This window comes from Citrobacter sp. Cpo061 (genome assembly GCF_030332845.1).
Lineage (GTDB): Bacteria > Pseudomonadota > Gammaproteobacteria > Enterobacterales > Enterobacteriaceae > Citrobacter > Citrobacter portucalensis.
This window is the reverse complement of sequence record NZ_JAOWHB010000034.1, coordinates 298859-314720: the sequence shown is the minus strand read 5'-3', so window position 1 is coordinate 314720 and position 15862 is coordinate 298859. Positions and strand designations below refer to the sequence as shown.

At 50.2% G+C, this 15862-nt stretch carries 12 protein-coding genes; 4 read left to right on the top strand and 8 right to left on the bottom strand.

Going from position 1 to position 15862, the window contains the following annotated elements:
• The first annotated feature begins 201 nt into the window (after positions 1–201).
• Entirely contained in the window at positions 202–564 is a 363-nt protein-coding gene (locus OGX97_RS05050; protein ID WP_087857426.1) for a tlde1 domain-containing protein, read from the top strand.
• Positions 564–1070 carry a hypothetical protein gene (locus OGX97_RS05045; RefSeq protein ID WP_198802641.1) on the top strand — a complete coding sequence of 169 codons (507 nt, stop codon included), beginning with the start codon at positions 564–566 and terminating at the stop codon, positions 1068–1070. Before OGX97_RS05050 ends, OGX97_RS05045 begins: the two co-directional genes overlap by 1 nt.
• A 219-nt stretch (positions 1071–1289) precedes the next feature.
• Here OGX97_RS05045 and symE read toward each other — a convergent pair whose 3' ends face one another.
• From symE to hsdR, 4 genes are all read right to left on the bottom strand, one after another.
• Positions 1290–1634 carry an endoribonuclease SymE gene (gene symE / locus OGX97_RS05040; RefSeq protein ID WP_279851001.1) on the bottom strand — a complete coding sequence of 115 codons (345 nt, stop codon included), beginning with the start codon at positions 1632–1634 and terminating at the stop codon, positions 1290–1292.
• A 219-nt stretch (positions 1635–1853) separates the two neighbouring features.
• The gene (locus OGX97_RS05035; RefSeq protein ID WP_286591952.1) at positions 1854–3641 is read right to left on the bottom strand and encodes a restriction endonuclease subunit S; all 1788 of its coding nucleotides are present in this window, start codon (positions 3639–3641) and stop codon (positions 1854–1856) included.
• Positions 3641–5110, bottom strand: a complete 1470-nt coding sequence (locus OGX97_RS05030; RefSeq protein ID WP_279850929.1) for an N-6 DNA methylase — start codon at positions 5108–5110, stop codon at positions 3641–3643. Before OGX97_RS05030 ends, OGX97_RS05035 begins: the two co-directional genes overlap by 1 nt.
• Before the next feature lie 74 nt (positions 5111–5184).
• Positions 5185–7608: an EcoAI/FtnUII family type I restriction enzme subunit R gene (hsdR, locus tag OGX97_RS05025; protein ID WP_234692575.1), complete on the bottom strand. Its 2424-nt coding sequence runs from the start codon at positions 7606–7608 to the stop codon at positions 5185–5187.
• 272 nt (positions 7609–7880) lie between these two features.
• On the opposite strand from hsdR, the gene OGX97_RS05020 reads away from it, so the two are divergent.
• The gene (locus tag OGX97_RS05020; RefSeq protein WP_234692574.1) at positions 7881–9533 is read left to right on the top strand and encodes a DUF262 domain-containing protein; all 1653 of its coding nucleotides are present in this window, start codon (positions 7881–7883) and stop codon (positions 9531–9533) included.
• A gap of 70 nt (positions 9534–9603) precedes the next feature.
• On the opposite strand, the gene yjiA is transcribed toward OGX97_RS05020, so the two are convergent.
• Genes yjiA through btsT form a run of 3 tightly spaced genes read right to left on the bottom strand, consistent with a single transcriptional unit; the run spans position 9604 to position 12968 of the window.
• Positions 9604–10560, bottom strand: a complete 957-nt coding sequence (gene yjiA / locus OGX97_RS05015; protein WP_279850928.1) for a GTPase — start codon at positions 10558–10560, stop codon at positions 9604–9606.
• A 12-nt stretch (positions 10561–10572) separates the two neighbouring features.
• Entirely contained in the window at positions 10573–10767 is a 195-nt protein-coding gene (locus tag OGX97_RS05010; protein ID WP_003830038.1) for a YbdD/YjiX family protein, read from the bottom strand.
• Positions 10768–10817: 50 nt separating this feature from the next.
• Positions 10818–12968: a pyruvate/proton symporter BtsT gene (btsT, locus tag OGX97_RS05005; protein WP_003830033.1), complete on the bottom strand. Its 2151-nt coding sequence runs from the start codon at positions 12966–12968 to the stop codon at positions 10818–10820.
• Between the two features lie 364 nt (positions 12969–13332).
• On the opposite strand from btsT, the gene tsr reads away from it, so the two are divergent.
• Positions 13333–14994, top strand: a complete 1662-nt coding sequence (gene tsr, locus OGX97_RS05000) for a methyl-accepting chemotaxis protein (RefSeq protein WP_048227144.1) — start codon at positions 13333–13335, stop codon at positions 14992–14994.
• Positions 14995–15323: 329 nt separating this feature from the next.
• Here tsr and OGX97_RS04995 read toward each other — a convergent pair whose 3' ends face one another.
• Entirely contained in the window at positions 15324–15839 is a 516-nt protein-coding gene (locus OGX97_RS04995) for a GNAT family N-acetyltransferase (RefSeq protein WP_252430361.1), read from the bottom strand.
• Positions 15840–15862: the final 23 nt, after the last annotated feature.

The following is a 15862-nucleotide window of genomic DNA, read 5'->3' as shown; positions in this document are numbered from 1 at the left end:
GTAGCGCCACCGGGCGTTTTCAAATTGCCTGCTATTTCACCGTTCTCAAATTCTTCAGAATACAATTTATTTGTTCGAGAAATAAAAATATATAAATTATAAATATTCTGAATTTTAATAATTGTGACCTTATAAATAAATATATTTTTACGATTAAATATGATGGGTGTGATTATTATATTTTAAAGGGTATAAATCCATATGACATGGGAATATAAAGTATCGACAGGTATACTGAGCCATAACGGTGAGTTAATTGCTTATTGCTACAGTGGTGCCGGTGAATCAAAGGATAAACCGAACTGTGAACACATACGTAACAAGGGCCCCATTCCTCGAGGTATTTATTTTATTGCAGGATGGAATAATCACAAAAGCCCCTCCGCTATCATCCTTGAACCTATTGCAGGGACCAATACTTTTGGCAGAGATCATTTCGAAATTCATGGCGATAAAAAAGGGCAGCCACCGGGAACGGCATCTGCAGGGTGTATCATTATGAATGGACAAGATAAGCGCCAAACCATTTACGATTCGGGTGATACAATTTTGGTGGTAAGATAATGAAATTTATTATTATCTTCTTTCTATTTATGCTTTCGGGTGCCTCCTGCGCTGCAGAGCATACTGCACCTCAGCTTCTGCAGATGATAAATGAAAAAGGAGCAAATGCTGTTGTACACACACTTTATCATGACAATGAATCAGAATGGTGGAACCATATCATTCCTGAAATTAGCAAAGGTAATAATGGCTGGTTAACGGTGGCAAGTGCTTTGGAACCTGGAGTTGATGCCAGTACTGCGGAAGATTTGCAGGGGGCGGTATCTGAAGCCATTCCACATAATCCAGCCGGTGTTCTGGCTATTCTCAACGATAAGAGACCATTGTTGACTATTGAGCAGATATGTGCATTTTCCTCTTTCCCTGAGTCAGAAGACGAAATGAATAAGCTATTTGTTAACTCCATCAGGGAAATGTATAAGATCAAAACGGCAGAAGGGAAACGGTGTATTGCGGTCATGATAAATACTGTCGAAAATTCTGTTCCATTTAATAAGGCAATGTAAATGGCGAGACCTGAGTTATCGCTTAAAGGCTTGAACAAACGGCTCCTCAGAAACTGTGGGGCTGATGACAAATCAGCGCCTGATGGCGCTTCGCTTATCAGGCCTACATGAGATCTACACAACGTGTTGATATTACAATACATGTAGGCCGGGTAAGACGTAGCCACCACCCGGCACAAACGCGAATCTATACTTTAGCGCCGTCTGGCATCTGAGAATTTATCCCTGCTTGCGCGGCTTCGCCGAAATCACGTTGATAAACTCCTGCACCTGCTGTTGCTTACGCGCGGACAGCTTGCACACCCGACGCAGCGACTGCAATAACGCGGGTTCTTCCGGCTCCGGCAGCTTTGTCGTCAGCACAATGCAGCCAGGCATCACTTTGACATCGAATTTGCAGCCAGTGGTAAAACCGGCGGCTTCCAGCCACTGGCCTTTCATAATAATTGCCGGAACATGCGTGTAATCCGGATAACGACTCGCATAAGTGACGGTACCCAGACGATTATTTGCCGGGGAGACTTCTGGATCGGTGAATTCTGCAATAGAATGCGGGGTAGTCATGATGGCTATTTCCTGTGAATAGTGATTGTGATTAGCGAGGCGCTCGTGTTGCAGCACGGGCGTCTTGCGAAAAATACCTGTACATATCATCAGGGAATAGAAGGAAAGTCCAGCTGAAAATGAATGAAAATAAGGGCGTGGATGCGGGGATGGATTATTTCTGGTGATGGGAATAAAGCGGCTATTTAGCCGCTTTATTGGTTTCTGGGGGGGGGGGGGTTAATTTATGGCGGCGTCGGTGAGAGCGTCGGCCAGGTGGTGTTGGGTTTGCTTTGTTATATTTATCTTGTGTTTTAGTTCAGATATGACATTCATAATTTCTGAAAGTTTCTCAACTATTTTTTTCTGCTCATAGATTGGCGGTAATGGAATTACAATATTCTTGCTTTTTGCAATTGATATATTGTCTTGCCCCGCTGTTCCAATTAATTCAATGAAATCTAGGAAAATACCAGATAATAAGTATGTATATATATATTCATTTAGATCTTTTTTTATTAATCTAAATAAAACAATCGCCTGATTACAGTTCCATTCAGGATAATAGTCTGGAATGATAGCAATTTTCCCTAGAGGTGGTCCAACGATATTCATAATGACATCACCAGGATATAGGATAGAACGCTGCATTTTTTCGAAATGATATTGTCTTTGAATAAATTGAGGCTGATATTTAAAGTCAATCTGCTGATTTCTAATATTGTATACTTTTAAATAGGGTATGCCGTCATCGGTAGAAAATATTTCTTTACTTGGGGTCGAGCCTGAAGTAATTGCAGAACATAAGTCATCCATTCGGCAATAAACCCAACCTTCTGGCAGTTCAAACGGTTTTTCCTCATTACTAATCGGCGGCAACGATTTTTGCTTTTTAATTTTCCCGTCTTTTACCAGTTGCGCTTTTTCCTGCGCAATACGTTTGAGTAGTTCAGAGGCTGGTTCATCGTTCGGATCCTGTGGCACCAGTTTGCCCATCACCGCCAGTTGCAGAATGGTCTGTTTTAAGGTGTCAATGCTGGCTTCGGTGGTAAACAGTGTGTCGAAATGCTCGCTGATACGCGCCCAGTTTTCGGCAAGTTCTTCGGCGTTCTGGCTGTCGGTTAGCGTGGTTAGCAGGGTTTCAACCAGCTGTTGATGGGCGTTCAGACTGGTCAGGGAGTGCTGTTCCAGTTGGTCGCAGAGGGTCATAATTTCAGCGACTTTGCTATTTATTCTTTCTTGTTCCTTTTGAGGTGGAAAAGGCGTCATGAAAGAGGTAACGACGGAAGCATTTAGTTCCGCTTGGTTTGTTGTTCCTGAAAGCAACGTATTTGGATGCTTTGGATCGAAGCGCTGCTGAATTCCATAAGTAGATATATAGTTACAAATGAATTGCCCGTTCTGTTTAATTGTTCTGATTAACGTCACGTGACTGTCAACAACGAGTTTTTCCGTAACCGCTGGAAGGTAAATAACCCTACCAGCAGTACCACCTGCTCCAGTTGAGTTCCAAAGAATGTCTCCATCTTTCAGAAAACGTTCTTCTGCATATGCAGCAACTGATTCATCAGTAATCCATCTGGATTGTTCTAATTTGAAACCATTCCATTGCACACATTTTTGCGATACAACTCTGACATGGCCGTGTTCAGAATATTTTGGGCCTTTCCCTCGTTGAATGTATTCCGCAACATCATTTAATCGCACCCACTCCCACCCCTCCGGCAGCTCAAACGGTTTCTCCTCCTCGCTAATCTCCGGCAGCGGCTTGGGCTTTTTAATTTTCCCCTGCTTCACCAGCTCGGCCTTTTCCGCCGCAATGCGTTTCAGCAGCTCCGACGCCGGTTCGTCGTTCGGATCCTGCGGTACCAGCTTGCCGCGCACCGCCAGCTCCAGAATCAGCTCGCGTAGCTTCTTAATACCGTACAGGTCAATCTTACCTGAACTGCCGCGCCCGGCCGTGGAGCGGATTTGCAGCGCCGTGGTCCAGGTATCGATATGGTCGACAATCAGTTTTTCCACCGCCATCAGTTGGCCTCCTTGCCGGAGAGCGCCGCGCCGAGGATATCGCGCAACTGGTGGCGCAGGGACTGGATCTCCTGCTGCTGCTTCGCGTACTGCGCCAGCAGTTCGTCTGGATCGTGGCTGACGGTTTCCGCCTGGTGCGGGTTCTTGATATCGAGGTTAAAGTTGCGGGCAATCACCTCGTCGATGCTGACCTTCCACGCCTGCTCGTTCTCGACGCGGCTGGCGAAGCCGTCGGCCTCGTTGCCCCACCAGTCGATCTCGGCCTGGAATTCTTCAAACTTCATCGGCTTGGTTTTACTGTAGTTCTTCACGCCCGCTGGGTACGGGTGCTCGTAGAACCAGATGTCTTTGGTCGGCTGGCCTTTGGTAAAGAACAGCAGGTTGGTTTTGATCCCGGTGTACGGGTTAAACACGCCGTTCGGCAGACGCACGATGGTGTGCAGGTTGCACTCCTCGGTGAGCAGCTTTTTAATCTTGGTTTTCACGCCTTCGCCAAACAGCGTGCCGTCCGGCAGTACCACCGCCGCGCGGCCGTTTTTCGCCAGCACTTCAATAATCAGTTGCAGGAACAAGTCCGCCGTTTCGCGGGTCTGCATTTCTGCCGGGAAGTTCTTCTCGATGCCGTCTTCTTCGGTGCCGCCGAACGGCGGGTTGGTGACGATCACATCCAGCTGTTCATCCCACGATGACAGCGGCTTGTTGAGGGTGTTGTCGTGACGAATTTGCACCGGCACTTCGATGCCGTGCAGCAACATATTGGTGGTCGCCAGCAGGTGCGGAAGCTGTTTTTTCTCCACGCCGTGGATCTGCTGTTGCAGCGTCTGGTGATCGGCCACGCTCTGCACGTAGTTGTTTTTTACGTGATCGAACGCGCAGGCGAGGAAGCCGCCGGTGCCGCAGGCCGGGTCCATAATCGACTCGCCGAGCTTCGGATCGACACGATCGACCATAAAGCGGGTGACGGCGCGCGGGGTATAAAACTCACCGGCATTGCCCGCCGATTGCAGATCTTTGAGGATCTGTTCGTAAATGTCGCCGAACAGGTGGCGCTCGCTGGCGCTGGTGAAGTCGATTTCGTTGAGCTTGTTGATCACCTGACGCAGCAGGGTGCCGTTTTTCATGTAGTTATAGGCATCGCTGAACGCCTGTCTGACCACAAAGCCGCGCGGGTTTTTATCTATGGGGGCGGTGAGGTTTTTCAGCACCGGGAACAGGTCGTCGTTGACGAACTCCAGCAGGGAATCGCCGGTAATGCCCTCGGCGTTTGCCGCCCAGGTGCGCCACAGGTAGCGCTGCGGGATCGGGTACTGATAGTTATCCTGCTCCAGTTCTAGCGCCTCTTCCTGGGCGTCAAAGATTTTCAGAAACAGCAGCCAGGAGAGCTGGCCGAGACGCTGCGCATCGCCGTCCACGCCAGCGTCTTTGCGCATAATGTCCTGTAAGGATTTGATAACTGAGCTGATTGACATGATGTGTTCCATGTTTCATTAACAATAAGGCCTTCTGCTACGCGGTGGCAGCAGAAGGCGCAAAAGGGGAGTGGTTACGCGGAGCGGGGCGGTAAGTGGTAGATTTCGCTCTCCAGCTCGCTGATGGCCTGATTATACCCGTTACGGTCGCCGAATCCGCTTTTAATGATCTCCGGCAGCGTACCCATGCTGTCGAACGGCTTGAGCTTCAGCACCTGAATACTCTCTATTTCCTGCACGCCCGCGTCGGCGTATTTATCCAGCAGCGTATTCAGCACCGCCTGCGCAGCGTCGGAGTATTTGGTGAAGTAGTTGCGTTTACGCACGTTCTCCGCCCGCTCTTTGCGGGTTAACGGCGGCTGACCATACACCACGTGGCACAGCATGTCGAACGGGTCGAGCTCTTTACCGACCTCTTCCGCCAGCACTTCCCAGATGATCCCCTGCTGCTCCAGTTCCTTGATGATGGCCTCTTTGCGTTCGGCGTCCTGCCATTTGCGGGTGAAATCATCCAGCGAGGCGTACTCTTTGAGCAGCGTTTTGCGGGTGTAATCTTTGAAGGATTCGGTGACCAGCTTGCCGTCGGCATCGTAATACTGTACGCGCTGGGCAATCACGCCCACGGCCACGCCGTTGACGTGAAACTTGCGCACTTTGTTTTCATCATCTTCCGGCAGCGGGCCGACATCGTCTGAGCCGGTGACGGTATACGGCGCGGGATCTTCATCGGCCCCGGTGATGTCATCTTCAGTCTCTTCTTCGTGCTCGTCGAACTGTTCTTCAAAATCAGACTCCGGGTCGGCGATATCTTGCGGCGTGGTGTCCATCACCTTTTCCGGGATGCCGTCGAAGCGCTCATCGGCGAACAGTTCGGTGGCCTTTTTGAAATCGAGGATGGTGAACCACAGCTTGCCGTAGCGTTCATCAATGCGGGTGCCGCGACCGATGATTTGCTTGAATTTAGTCATCGACTGAATGTTTTGGTCCAACACCACCAGTTTGCAGGTCTTGGCGTCGACGCCGGTGGTCATCAGCTCGGAGGTGGTGGCGATAACCGGATAGGCCTTTTTGGGGTTAATAAAGTTATCCAGTTGGGCTTTGCCAATGTCGTCATCGCCGGTGATTTTCATCACGTACTTGTCGTTCTTTTTGACCTGTTCCGGGTTGAGATTGACCAGCGCGCGGCGCATGCGCTCCGCGTGATCGATGTCGTTACAGAAGATGATGGTTTTATCCATCGGGTTGGTACGTTTAAGGTAATCGGTAATGGTTTTCGCCACCAGTTCGGTGCGCTCATCAATCACCATCGTGCGGTCAAAATCTTTCTGGTTGTAGATACGGTCGTCGATCAGCTCGCCGTTTTTATCCGTCTGGCCTTTGGTGGGACGCCAGCCCTGAAGATCAACGTCGATATCAACGCGCACCACTTTATAAGGGGCAAGGAAGCCGTCTTCGATGCCTTCTTTGAGCGAGTAGATATAGACCGGGTCGCCGAAGTAATCGGTGCTGGAGACTTCATGAGTCTCTTTCGGCGTGGCGGTTAAGCCAATTTGCGTGGCGGCGCTGAAGTAGTCGAGGATTTCGCGCCACGCGCTATCTTCCGAGGCGCTGCCGCGATGGCATTCGTCGATCACAATCAGGTCAAAGAAATCCGGGGCCACCTGTTTAAAGGCTTTTTGATCTTCTTCTGGGCCGGTGATGGCCTGATACAGCGCGAGGTGGATTTCAAAGGCTGGATCGATGGTGCGCCCGGTGACCTTGGTCATCGCCGTGCCAAACGGCAGGAAGTCGTTGTTTTTGGTCTGATCGACCAGAATGTTGCGATCGGCGAGGAACAGGATTCGTTTTTTACTTTTCGCTTTCCATAAGCGCCAGATTATCTGGAAGGCGGTGTAGGTTTTCCCCGTTCCGGTCGCCATCACCAGCAGAACGCGGTTTTGCCCGGCGGAAACGGCTTCAATGGTTTTATTGATGGCCTGTAGCTGGTAATAACGCGGCGCTTTGCCACTGCCGTCGTCGTAGTAGTCCTGAGTAATCACCGGAAGCTGGGCGGCGGTGTAGCCTTTCCAGAGACAGTATTTTTGCCATAATTCAACAGGCGTTGGGAATTCGTCGAGGGTGATTTCTCGCTCAATCGCGTCGGTTGCCGTTTTATCGTGGAAGATAAAGCCATCGCCGTTAGAAGCAAACGCAAAGGGAACGTCCAGCAGGTGGGCATAACCCAGCGCCTGCTGAATGCCTTTGCCGATTTCATGTTTATTGGCTTTGGCTTCGATCACCGCCAGCGGCATGTTTAATTTGTGGTACAGCACGATATCGGCAGATTTCACCGTTCTACGTGCCGCGACTTTGCCGCGCACAATGACCTTACCGTCCCGGAGTTTGACCTCTTGTCGGATTTGCGTTGTATCGTTCCAGCCAGCATCAAGGATGGCGGGCATAACGCATTTGGTGATGATGTCTGCTTCCGTCAGGGTACTCAGGTTCAGGTCAGCCATTGGGCGCTCTCGATAGAATCGGATGGTTCTGATTTTACCTAAAATCAAGGAGCTGGCTATGACTTGAGTGGGTATTTCGTTATGAGTTTACATAAAACAATGCATGTTATGCATTTTATCAACGCATTAGAATGCATTGATAACGGGAGGTATGTTGGCTCGACAGTTGTTATAAAAATCATGAAGAACATAGAGATACAAATTTTCTAAGGTTGCCTTTCTGTAGTTCAGGAAAGATAATGTAGCCATTAACTATCAATTTGGATGTGAACATGGAAGCTAAAGAGTGTAAGGTCCAGGATATCCTTACCGAAAACAAAAAATACATTATTCCTTCTTATCAACGACCTTATAGTTGGACTGTTGATAATGCAGAACAGCTTATTGATGATATATATGAAAGTTCTCAATCTGAAGAACGTGAATATTTTATAGGAAGTATGATTTGCATCAACAAAGGGCAGAATCAGTATGAAGTTGTTGATGGGCAGCAACGTTTGACAACACTTAGTATTATTGTGTCTGAGCTGAAAAAACAGATATCAATACAAGGTGTTAAAGACGATCTGCAAAAAAGAGTTTTGCCAATTGATGTCTATTCTGATGAAGCGGAAGAACCGAGGCTAGTTGTCAGGAAGAAGGAGTATGAACTTTATAAGTATTATATTCTTCAGGACCTAAAGAATTATAAACCAGAAAAACCGTCAGATACTGATTTGGTTTTTATTAGTAATGCGGAAGTCATTAGGGATTACTTAGCGAAGTTATCAGATGATGAGTTGAAGTTATTGGCTAAATATATATTACAAAATGTATATATAGTCTTTGTGCAAACTGATGATTTTGCATCATCATTTCGGTTATTTAATGTTCTAAATAGTCGGGGATTACCTCTGAGTAATGCAGATTTATTGAAAAACGCGCTTTTTGAGTCTGCGGCTGCACATAATAAAAAATCTGAACAAATTGAATCTGCATGGTCCCAAATTGAGGATATGGTTGGTGTTAGAAGGCTTGATAAGTTTCTTACACTTCACAAACTTTCAGAGAAGAAAGATCGTGACAGGGTTTTACAAAAAGGATTTGAATCCTTTATTGAGAATTTACAAGAAAAATTTGATGGCGATGCTATCGCGATGTCGCTGATGTTAGTCAGTTCTGCTAAAAATTACTCTAAAATTCTGGAAAATGATTTTGAACATTCTTCTATTCGAAGGAAAATAGCTTCCCTGAGTAATCTTGGAGTAGATGAATGGATCCCTCCTGCCTTAGCCTTCCTGAACAGAATGGTTCGTACAGAAGAGTTTACATTAGAAGAATTTTCTCAGTTTATTACCTGCTTTGAAAAAGTATATATGCATGGTTGGTTAAAAAAACAGATTAAAAGCCAAAGAGAGATGGTTTGTTATTCTGCGCTTGTTGCCATAAATAATGGATTGCCTCTTTCTTCTATTATTAATCAAATTAATCAGCATGCGGATAATGAAGGGTTTATTGCTGCACTTGATGATGATTTATATGAACCAAGGCCTAATCAGGTTAATTTAATTAAAGCTATTTTACTTCGTCTTGACATGGAACAGCAAGACGAAAGTGTAATTAAAACTTATACAGGAAGAATAACTATTGAACATATTCTCCCTCAGGCTTTGGTGAATGAATATTGGATTAATCGATTTGAACCACATGAACATGTTTACTGGTTGCATAAAATAGGCAACTTGACTCTTATTAGCGGTACTAAAAATTCAGAGGCGCAGCACTCTGATTTTATTAAGAAAAAATCTATTTATGAAAAATTGAATAGCAAAAGTTCATTTGATCTTACAAAAGATGTATGTAAATCAGCCGAATGGGGCTTGCCAGAGCTTAAAAGGAGACATGAGAATATGAAGTCTCAATTAAAACAGCTTTGGTTAGTATAATCTCCGTGTAAGATTTACACATGCCATATTATATGGCATGTGTAAATCTGAATAATTCAAAATAGCAAAGTTACTTCTTCAATCCCGCAAACGCGGCTCTGATCTCGTCTTCCGGCAGGTTAATGCCGATAAACACTAGCAGGCTGTGTGGTTGCTCGTCGCCCCACGGGCGGTCCCAGTCGGCGCTGTACAGGCGCTGGACGCCCTGGAACAGCAGGCGGTTTGGCTCGCCTTCAATCCACAGCATACCTTTGTAGCGCAGTAGCTTCTCGGCGGATTCCAGCAGCAGGTTTTCCATCACTCGCGACACGTCGCTGATGTTTACCGGGTAATCCAGCTCGACGACGATCGAGGAGATATCGTTTTGCTTGTCGGCGATAAAGTGGAAGCGCGGTTTGGCGCTGACTACGTTCTCTTCCAGCATAAAACCGTTGGTATCGAACAGCAGGGAGAGGTCGATATCACCATGCGTCACGGTGTAAATCGGCGCACGGGCGTTGATGCGCGCCAGGCGCTCACGCAGTTTTTCGCTTTCACCTGCGACGTCGGTTTTGGTCAGCAGGATCCGGTCTGCGTAGCCTACCTGCGACTGGGCGATGGTGAACTGGTTCATCTGCTCGTCGGCATGTACCGCGTCAACCAGCGCAATTACGCCGTCCAGCAGGTAGCGTTCGCAAATCACTTCATGGGAGAAAAAGGTCTGAATGATCGGGCCGGGGTCGGCCATGCCGGTGCACTCGATCACCAGACGGTCGAAATTGATGGCGCCTTTGTCGAGGTTGTCGAGCAGATCTAACAGTGCGTCTTCCAGTTCACTGGAGCGGGTACAGCAAATACAGCCGTTGGTCAGGGTTTTGATCTGCGTGGCGCGATCGCCAATCAGCTGATCGTCCACCGAGACTTCACCGAATTCGTTTTCGATAACGGCAATCTTGTAATCGTGCTGCTCGTTGAGAATATGGCGCAGCAGGGTGGTTTTACCCGCGCCAAGAAAACCGGTGAGTAGGGTAACTGCAATCGGGGTCATTCACTTCTCCTTCTAACAGCAACTGCTTCCGCCGCTACCGTAGCGGGCTTCCTGGCGCTCGCGGAAGAATTCTTCATAGGTCATGTACGGCTTATCGGGATGGTTGGTCTTCATGTGCTCGACATAGTTGTCGTAGTCCGGAATGCCAATCAGCATCTTCGCCGCCTGACCGAGATATTTTTTAGCTTGCCCTAAAGTACCAAACATAAACAATCCTGATAAGCGAAAAGCCCCGCCGGAGCGGGGCTGAATACATCTTAGTGATGTGAAGAGGTCTTCACGCCGCCTTCCGGCACCGGCACATACGGTGTCTCTTTATCAGAGCGACCGTTGATGGCGCGGGCTTTCTGCCAGGTACGGAACCCGTAGAAGATGATGCTGTACACCACCACCAGGAACAGAATACTCAGACCTGCGTTGGTGTAGTTGTTGACGACGATATGGTTCATATTGGCAATCTGCTGAGCGGTCAGTTCGCCGCCGTTAGCAATCTTCTCTTTGTACTGATTCGCCATGAAGAAGAAGCCTTCCATCTGCGGGTTGGTGCTGAACAGTTTCAGACCCAGCGCCCAGGTGGTGCAGATAAGCAGCCATACTGCCGGAACAACGGTAACCCAGATGTATTTGGTGCGCTGCATTTTAACCAGCACCACGGTGCCGAGAACCAGTGCCACGGCAGCCAGCATCTGGTTAGAGATACCGAACAGCGGCCACAGGCTCTTAACGCCGCCCAGCGGGTCAACAACGCCTTGATACAGCAGGTAACCCCACAGGCCTACGCAGCCCGCAGTACCGATGATACCCGCAACCAGGGAGTCGGTTTTCTTCAGGAACGGCACGAAGTTACCCAGTAAATCCTGCAGCATAAAGCGGCCAGAACGGGTACCGGCATCCAGTGCGGTCAGGATGAACAGCGCTTCGAACAGAATACCGAAGTGGTACCAGAAGCCCATATCGGCCATCGGCAGCACTTTGTGGAACACGTGAGCGATACCAACAGCCAGCGTCGGTGCGCCACCTGCGCGGTTCAGAACGGACGGTTCACCGATATCTTTCGCGGTTTGCAGGATCTGCTCAGGCGAAATGACGAAGCCCCAGGAGCTGACGGTCGCTGCCGCATGTGCGGTGACGTCTTTCAACTGCGCCATAATCAGCGGTGCGTTTTCGCCGCTCATTTCATGCAGGTTCGGCATGGTGATGCCAAGGCCCGCAGGCGGGGTGTTCATCGCGAAGTACAGACCTGGTTCGATGATAGACGCGGCAACCAGCGCCATAATTGCGACAAAGGATTCCATCAGCATCGCGCCGTAACCGATAAAGCGCGCGTCGGTTTCACAGGCCAGCAGCTTCGGTGTGGTGCCGGAAGCAATCAGCGCGTGGAAGCCAGATACCGCACCACACGCGATGGTGATGAACAGGAACGGGAACAGAGCGCCTTTCCACAGCGGGCCAGTACCATCAACGTACTGCGTCATTGCCGGCATTTTCAGTTCCGGGTTGAGGATAACAATCCCCACCGCCAGACCGACGATAACGCCGATTTTCAGGAATGTAGCCAGATAGTCGCGCGGGGCGAGGATCAGCCATACCGGCAGCAGCGCAGAGATAAATGCGTAGCCGATCAGGGTAAAGGTAATGGTGGTGTCTTTAAAGGTCAGCGCCGGGCCCCAGTATGGGTCGTGCGCAATCACGCCGCCGAAGTAGATAGAAGCAACCAGCAGCACAATACCAATCACCGACACTTCGCCCACGCGTCCCGGTCGCAGGAATCGCATGTAGATCCCCATGAACAACGCGATAGGTACGGTTGAGCAGACGGTGAACACACCCCACGGGCTTTCCGCCAGCGCTTTTACCACGATCAACGCCAGTACTGCGAGGATGATGATCATGATTAAGAAGCAGCCGAACAGCGCAATGGTTCCCGGTATCGGGCCCATCTCTTCTTTGATCATCTCACCCAGAGATGCACCGTTACGGCGGGAAGAGATAAACAGTACCATGAAGTCCTGCACCGCACCGGCCAGCACGACGCCTGCCAGCAGCCACAGCGTACCAGGCAGGTAGCCCATCTGCGCAGCCAGTACCGGCCCAACCAGCGGACCAGCACCTGCGATAGCGGCAAAGTGGTGACCAAACAAGACGTTACGGTTGGTTGGAACGTAGTTCAGACCGTCATTGTTGATGACCGCCGGCGTGGCACGCGTTGGGTCAAGTTTCATCACCTTTTGGGCGATGTACAGGCTGTAGTAACGATAGGCCACCAGATAAACAGAAACTGAGGCGACAACGATCCACAGGGCACTAATGTGCTCACCCCGACGTAATGCCACTACCGAGAGGCAGAATGCACCGATGATTCCGAGAATCACCCAGGGTATGTGCTTGAATATCTTTTTCGTATCCATAGTAAAACCTGGTATCTAATTAATAATTGGCCGAAGCCGCGTGGGTTTGATCTTGTGTTTGAGGAGGTAAATTGACTGCTATGTTGGGGGGATCTTGCCAGAGAATTACGCGCGTAAAGTAAGGTAAATAAGTGAGCGGTTGTATGTCAGCTTAAGCGGTCCCAAGTGTCAGTGAGCGGTAAACTGCGGGGGGAACGGGGAAATTTATGTGATTGAGATCACTAATAAACCCGCTTAGCGCTTTGGCAGACGGCGTGGATCGACGAATCGTCGATGCTGAGATCGATTCAACTAGCACAAATTTCATAAAGTTTTCCCTTTCCAGGCCGAAAATTCTGACATCTGTCTAGCGGAAAGAGAAAACATGTTAAAACGAATGAAGATTGTTACCAGCTTACTGCTGGTATTGGCGCTATTTGGCCTTTTACAGCTCGCCTCTGGCGGCTTGTTTTTTAACTCACTTAAGAATGACAAAGAGAACTTTACCGTTCTGCAAACCATTCGCCAGCAACAGTCTGCGCTGAACGCCACCTGGGTTGAGCTGCTGCAAACGCGTAACACCCTGAACCGGGCAGGCATTCGCTACATGATGGATCAGAGCAATATCGGCAGCGGCGCGACCGTTGCCGAGCTGATGCAGGTGGCGAGTACGGCGCTGAAGCTGACGGAAAAAAACTGGGCGATTTACGAGTCGCTCCCACGCGATCCGCGTCAAAGCGAAGCCGCTTTCCAGGAGATCAATCGCACCTATGACATCTACCACGGCGCGCTGGCGGAGCTGATCCAGTTACTGGGTGACGGGAAGATCAACGCGTTCTTTGATCAACCGACGCAGAGCTATCAGGATGGCTTTGAGAAGCAGTACATGAGTTACATGCAGCAGAATGATCGCTTGTATGACATCGCGGTGGAAGATAACAACAGCTCTTACAGCCAGGCGATGTGGGTGCTGATCTGCGTGCTGATTACCGTACTGGCGGCGATTATTGCGGTCTGGTTTGGTATCAAGCTGACCCTTATCTCTCCTATGAACCGTCTGATCGACAGCATTCGTCATATCGCCAGCGGTGACCTGGTGAAACGTATTGAAGTGGAAGGGTCCAACGAGATTGGGCAACTGGCGGAAAGCCTGCGTCACATGCAAGGTGAGCTGATGAATACCGTGGGTGACGTGCGTAACGGTGCCAACGCGATTTACAGTGGGGCCAGCGAGATTGCGATGGGCAATAACGATCTCTCCTCCCGTACCGAGCAGCAGGCTGCATCTCTGGAAGAAACCGCAGCCAGCATGGAACAGCTGACGGCGACCGTGAAGCAGAACGCCGAAAACGCGCGTCAGGCCAGCCATTTGGCGCTGAGTGCTTCTGAAACCGCGCAGAAAGGCGGCAAAGTGGTGGATAACGTGGTGCAAACCATGCGTGACATCGCGTCCAGTTCGCAGAAAATCGCCGACATTATCAGCGTCATCGACGGCATTGCCTTCCAGACTAACATTCTGGCACTCAACGCCGCGGTAGAAGCAGCCCGTGCAGGCGAGCAGGGCCGTGGATTTGCGGTGGTTGCGGGTGAAGTGCGTAACCTGGCCCAGCGTAGTGCGCAGGCCGCGCGCGAGATCAAGAGCCTGATTGAAGACTCGGTCAGCCGCGTGGATGTCGGTTCAACCCTGGTAGAAAGCGCCGGTGAAACCATGGATGAGATCGTCAATGCGGTAACCCGCGTGACCGATATCATGGGTGAAATCGCCTCTGCTTCTGATGAACAGAGCCGCGGTATTGACCAGGTGGGTCTGGCCGTTGCCGAGATGGATCGCGTGACGCAGCAGAACGCCTCGCTGGTGGAAGAATCCGCTGCCGCCGCTGCGGCGCTGGAAGAGCAGGCCAGCCGCCTGACTCAGGCCGTTGCCGTGTTCCGTATTCAGCATGACCAACAGCGCGCGCGTGACGTTGCGGCCGCTAAACCGGTTTCAACGGTCCAGCCGCGCAAAGCCGCGGTAACGGATGCCGGGGATAACTGGGAAACGTTCTAAGCCTGTGATGCCGGATGGCGCTATCGCTTATCCGGCCTACGGGAAAGTTACGTGGTTGCCGGATGGCGCTGCCGCTTATCCGGCCTACGGGGAAAGATACGTGGTTGCCGGATGGCGCTATCGCTTATCCGGCCTACGGGGAAAGATACGTGGTTGCCGAATGGTGCTGTCGCTTATCCGGCCTACGGGAAAGTTACGTGGTTGCCGGATGGCGCTGCCGCTTATCCGGCCTACGGGGAAAGATACGTGGTTGCCGGATGGCGCTGCCGCTTATCAGGCTTACCGGAAATGTTACGTAGGCCCGATAAGGCGTAGCCGCCATCGGGCAATTAGCGCAACATCAGGTGCATGGCGCAGCGCGATTCAAATGCCAGTCCGTGCGCCGCTTCCTCTTCTCTTTTCTGGCGCAACTTTGCAGGCAGCGTCTCGTCAGCCAGCATTTCAAATCCCAGTCGCGCGTACCATGGCGCATTCCACGGCACATCGCGGAAGGTGGTCAGCGTGAGCGACGTATAACCTTTCGCGTGCGCCTGTTCGGCAACATACTCAATCAATCTGCGGCCAATTCCTTTTCCCTGCCACTCCAGATGCAGCGACAGTTCAGCAATAAACAGCGATGACCCCAGCGTTTCGGCAACCAAAAAACCGACCGGAAGCGCATCGACCTGCGCCAGCCAGCTCATGCCAGCGGCGGCAAAAGCCCGATGCTGAGCAGCGGATAACATCTGGTCTTCAGCAATCCACGCCAGTTCGGGGATGCGTAAAAAACGTTGTCCCGCAGATCGTTCGATGGCGGGAAGAGCGGCAGTGTCTGCCAGAGTAGTAGCGCGCAAGGTGATGTTCATACGAGGAGCATAACATGCCCGAT

Excerpts from the sequence above, each read along its gene's own strand:
- OGX97_RS05050 (WP_087857426.1), top strand. The coding sequence starts at position 202 with ATGACATGGGAATATAAAGTATCGACAGGTATACTGAGCCATAACGGT.
- OGX97_RS05045 (WP_198802641.1), top strand. The coding sequence starts at position 564 with ATGAAATTTATTATTATCTTCTTTCTATTTATGCTTTCGGGTGCCTCC.
- symE (WP_279851001.1), bottom strand. The coding sequence starts at position 1,634 with ATGACTACCCCGCATTCTATTGCAGAATTCACCGATCCAGAAGTCTCC.
- OGX97_RS05035 (WP_286591952.1), bottom strand. The coding sequence starts at position 3,641 with ATGGCGGTGGAAAAACTGATTGTCGACCATATCGATACCTGGACCACG.
- OGX97_RS05030 (WP_279850929.1), bottom strand. The coding sequence starts at position 5,110 with ATGTCAATCAGCTCAGTTATCAAATCCTTACAGGACATTATGCGCAAA.
- hsdR (WP_234692575.1), bottom strand. The coding sequence starts at position 7,608 with ATGGCTGACCTGAACCTGAGTACCCTGACGGAAGCAGACATCATCACC.
- OGX97_RS05020 (WP_234692574.1), top strand. The coding sequence starts at position 7,881 with ATGGAAGCTAAAGAGTGTAAGGTCCAGGATATCCTTACCGAAAACAAA.
- yjiA (WP_279850928.1), bottom strand. The coding sequence starts at position 10,560 with ATGACCCCGATTGCAGTTACCCTACTCACCGGTTTTCTTGGCGCGGGT.
- OGX97_RS05010 (WP_003830038.1), bottom strand. The coding sequence starts at position 10,767 with ATGTTTGGTACTTTAGGGCAAGCTAAAAAATATCTCGGTCAGGCGGCG.
- btsT (WP_003830033.1), bottom strand. The coding sequence starts at position 12,968 with ATGGATACGAAAAAGATATTCAAGCACATACCCTGGGTGATTCTCGGA.
- tsr (WP_048227144.1), top strand. The coding sequence starts at position 13,333 with ATGTTAAAACGAATGAAGATTGTTACCAGCTTACTGCTGGTATTGGCG.
- OGX97_RS04995 (WP_252430361.1), bottom strand. The coding sequence starts at position 15,839 with ATGAACATCACCTTGCGCGCTACTACTCTGGCAGACACTGCCGCTCTT.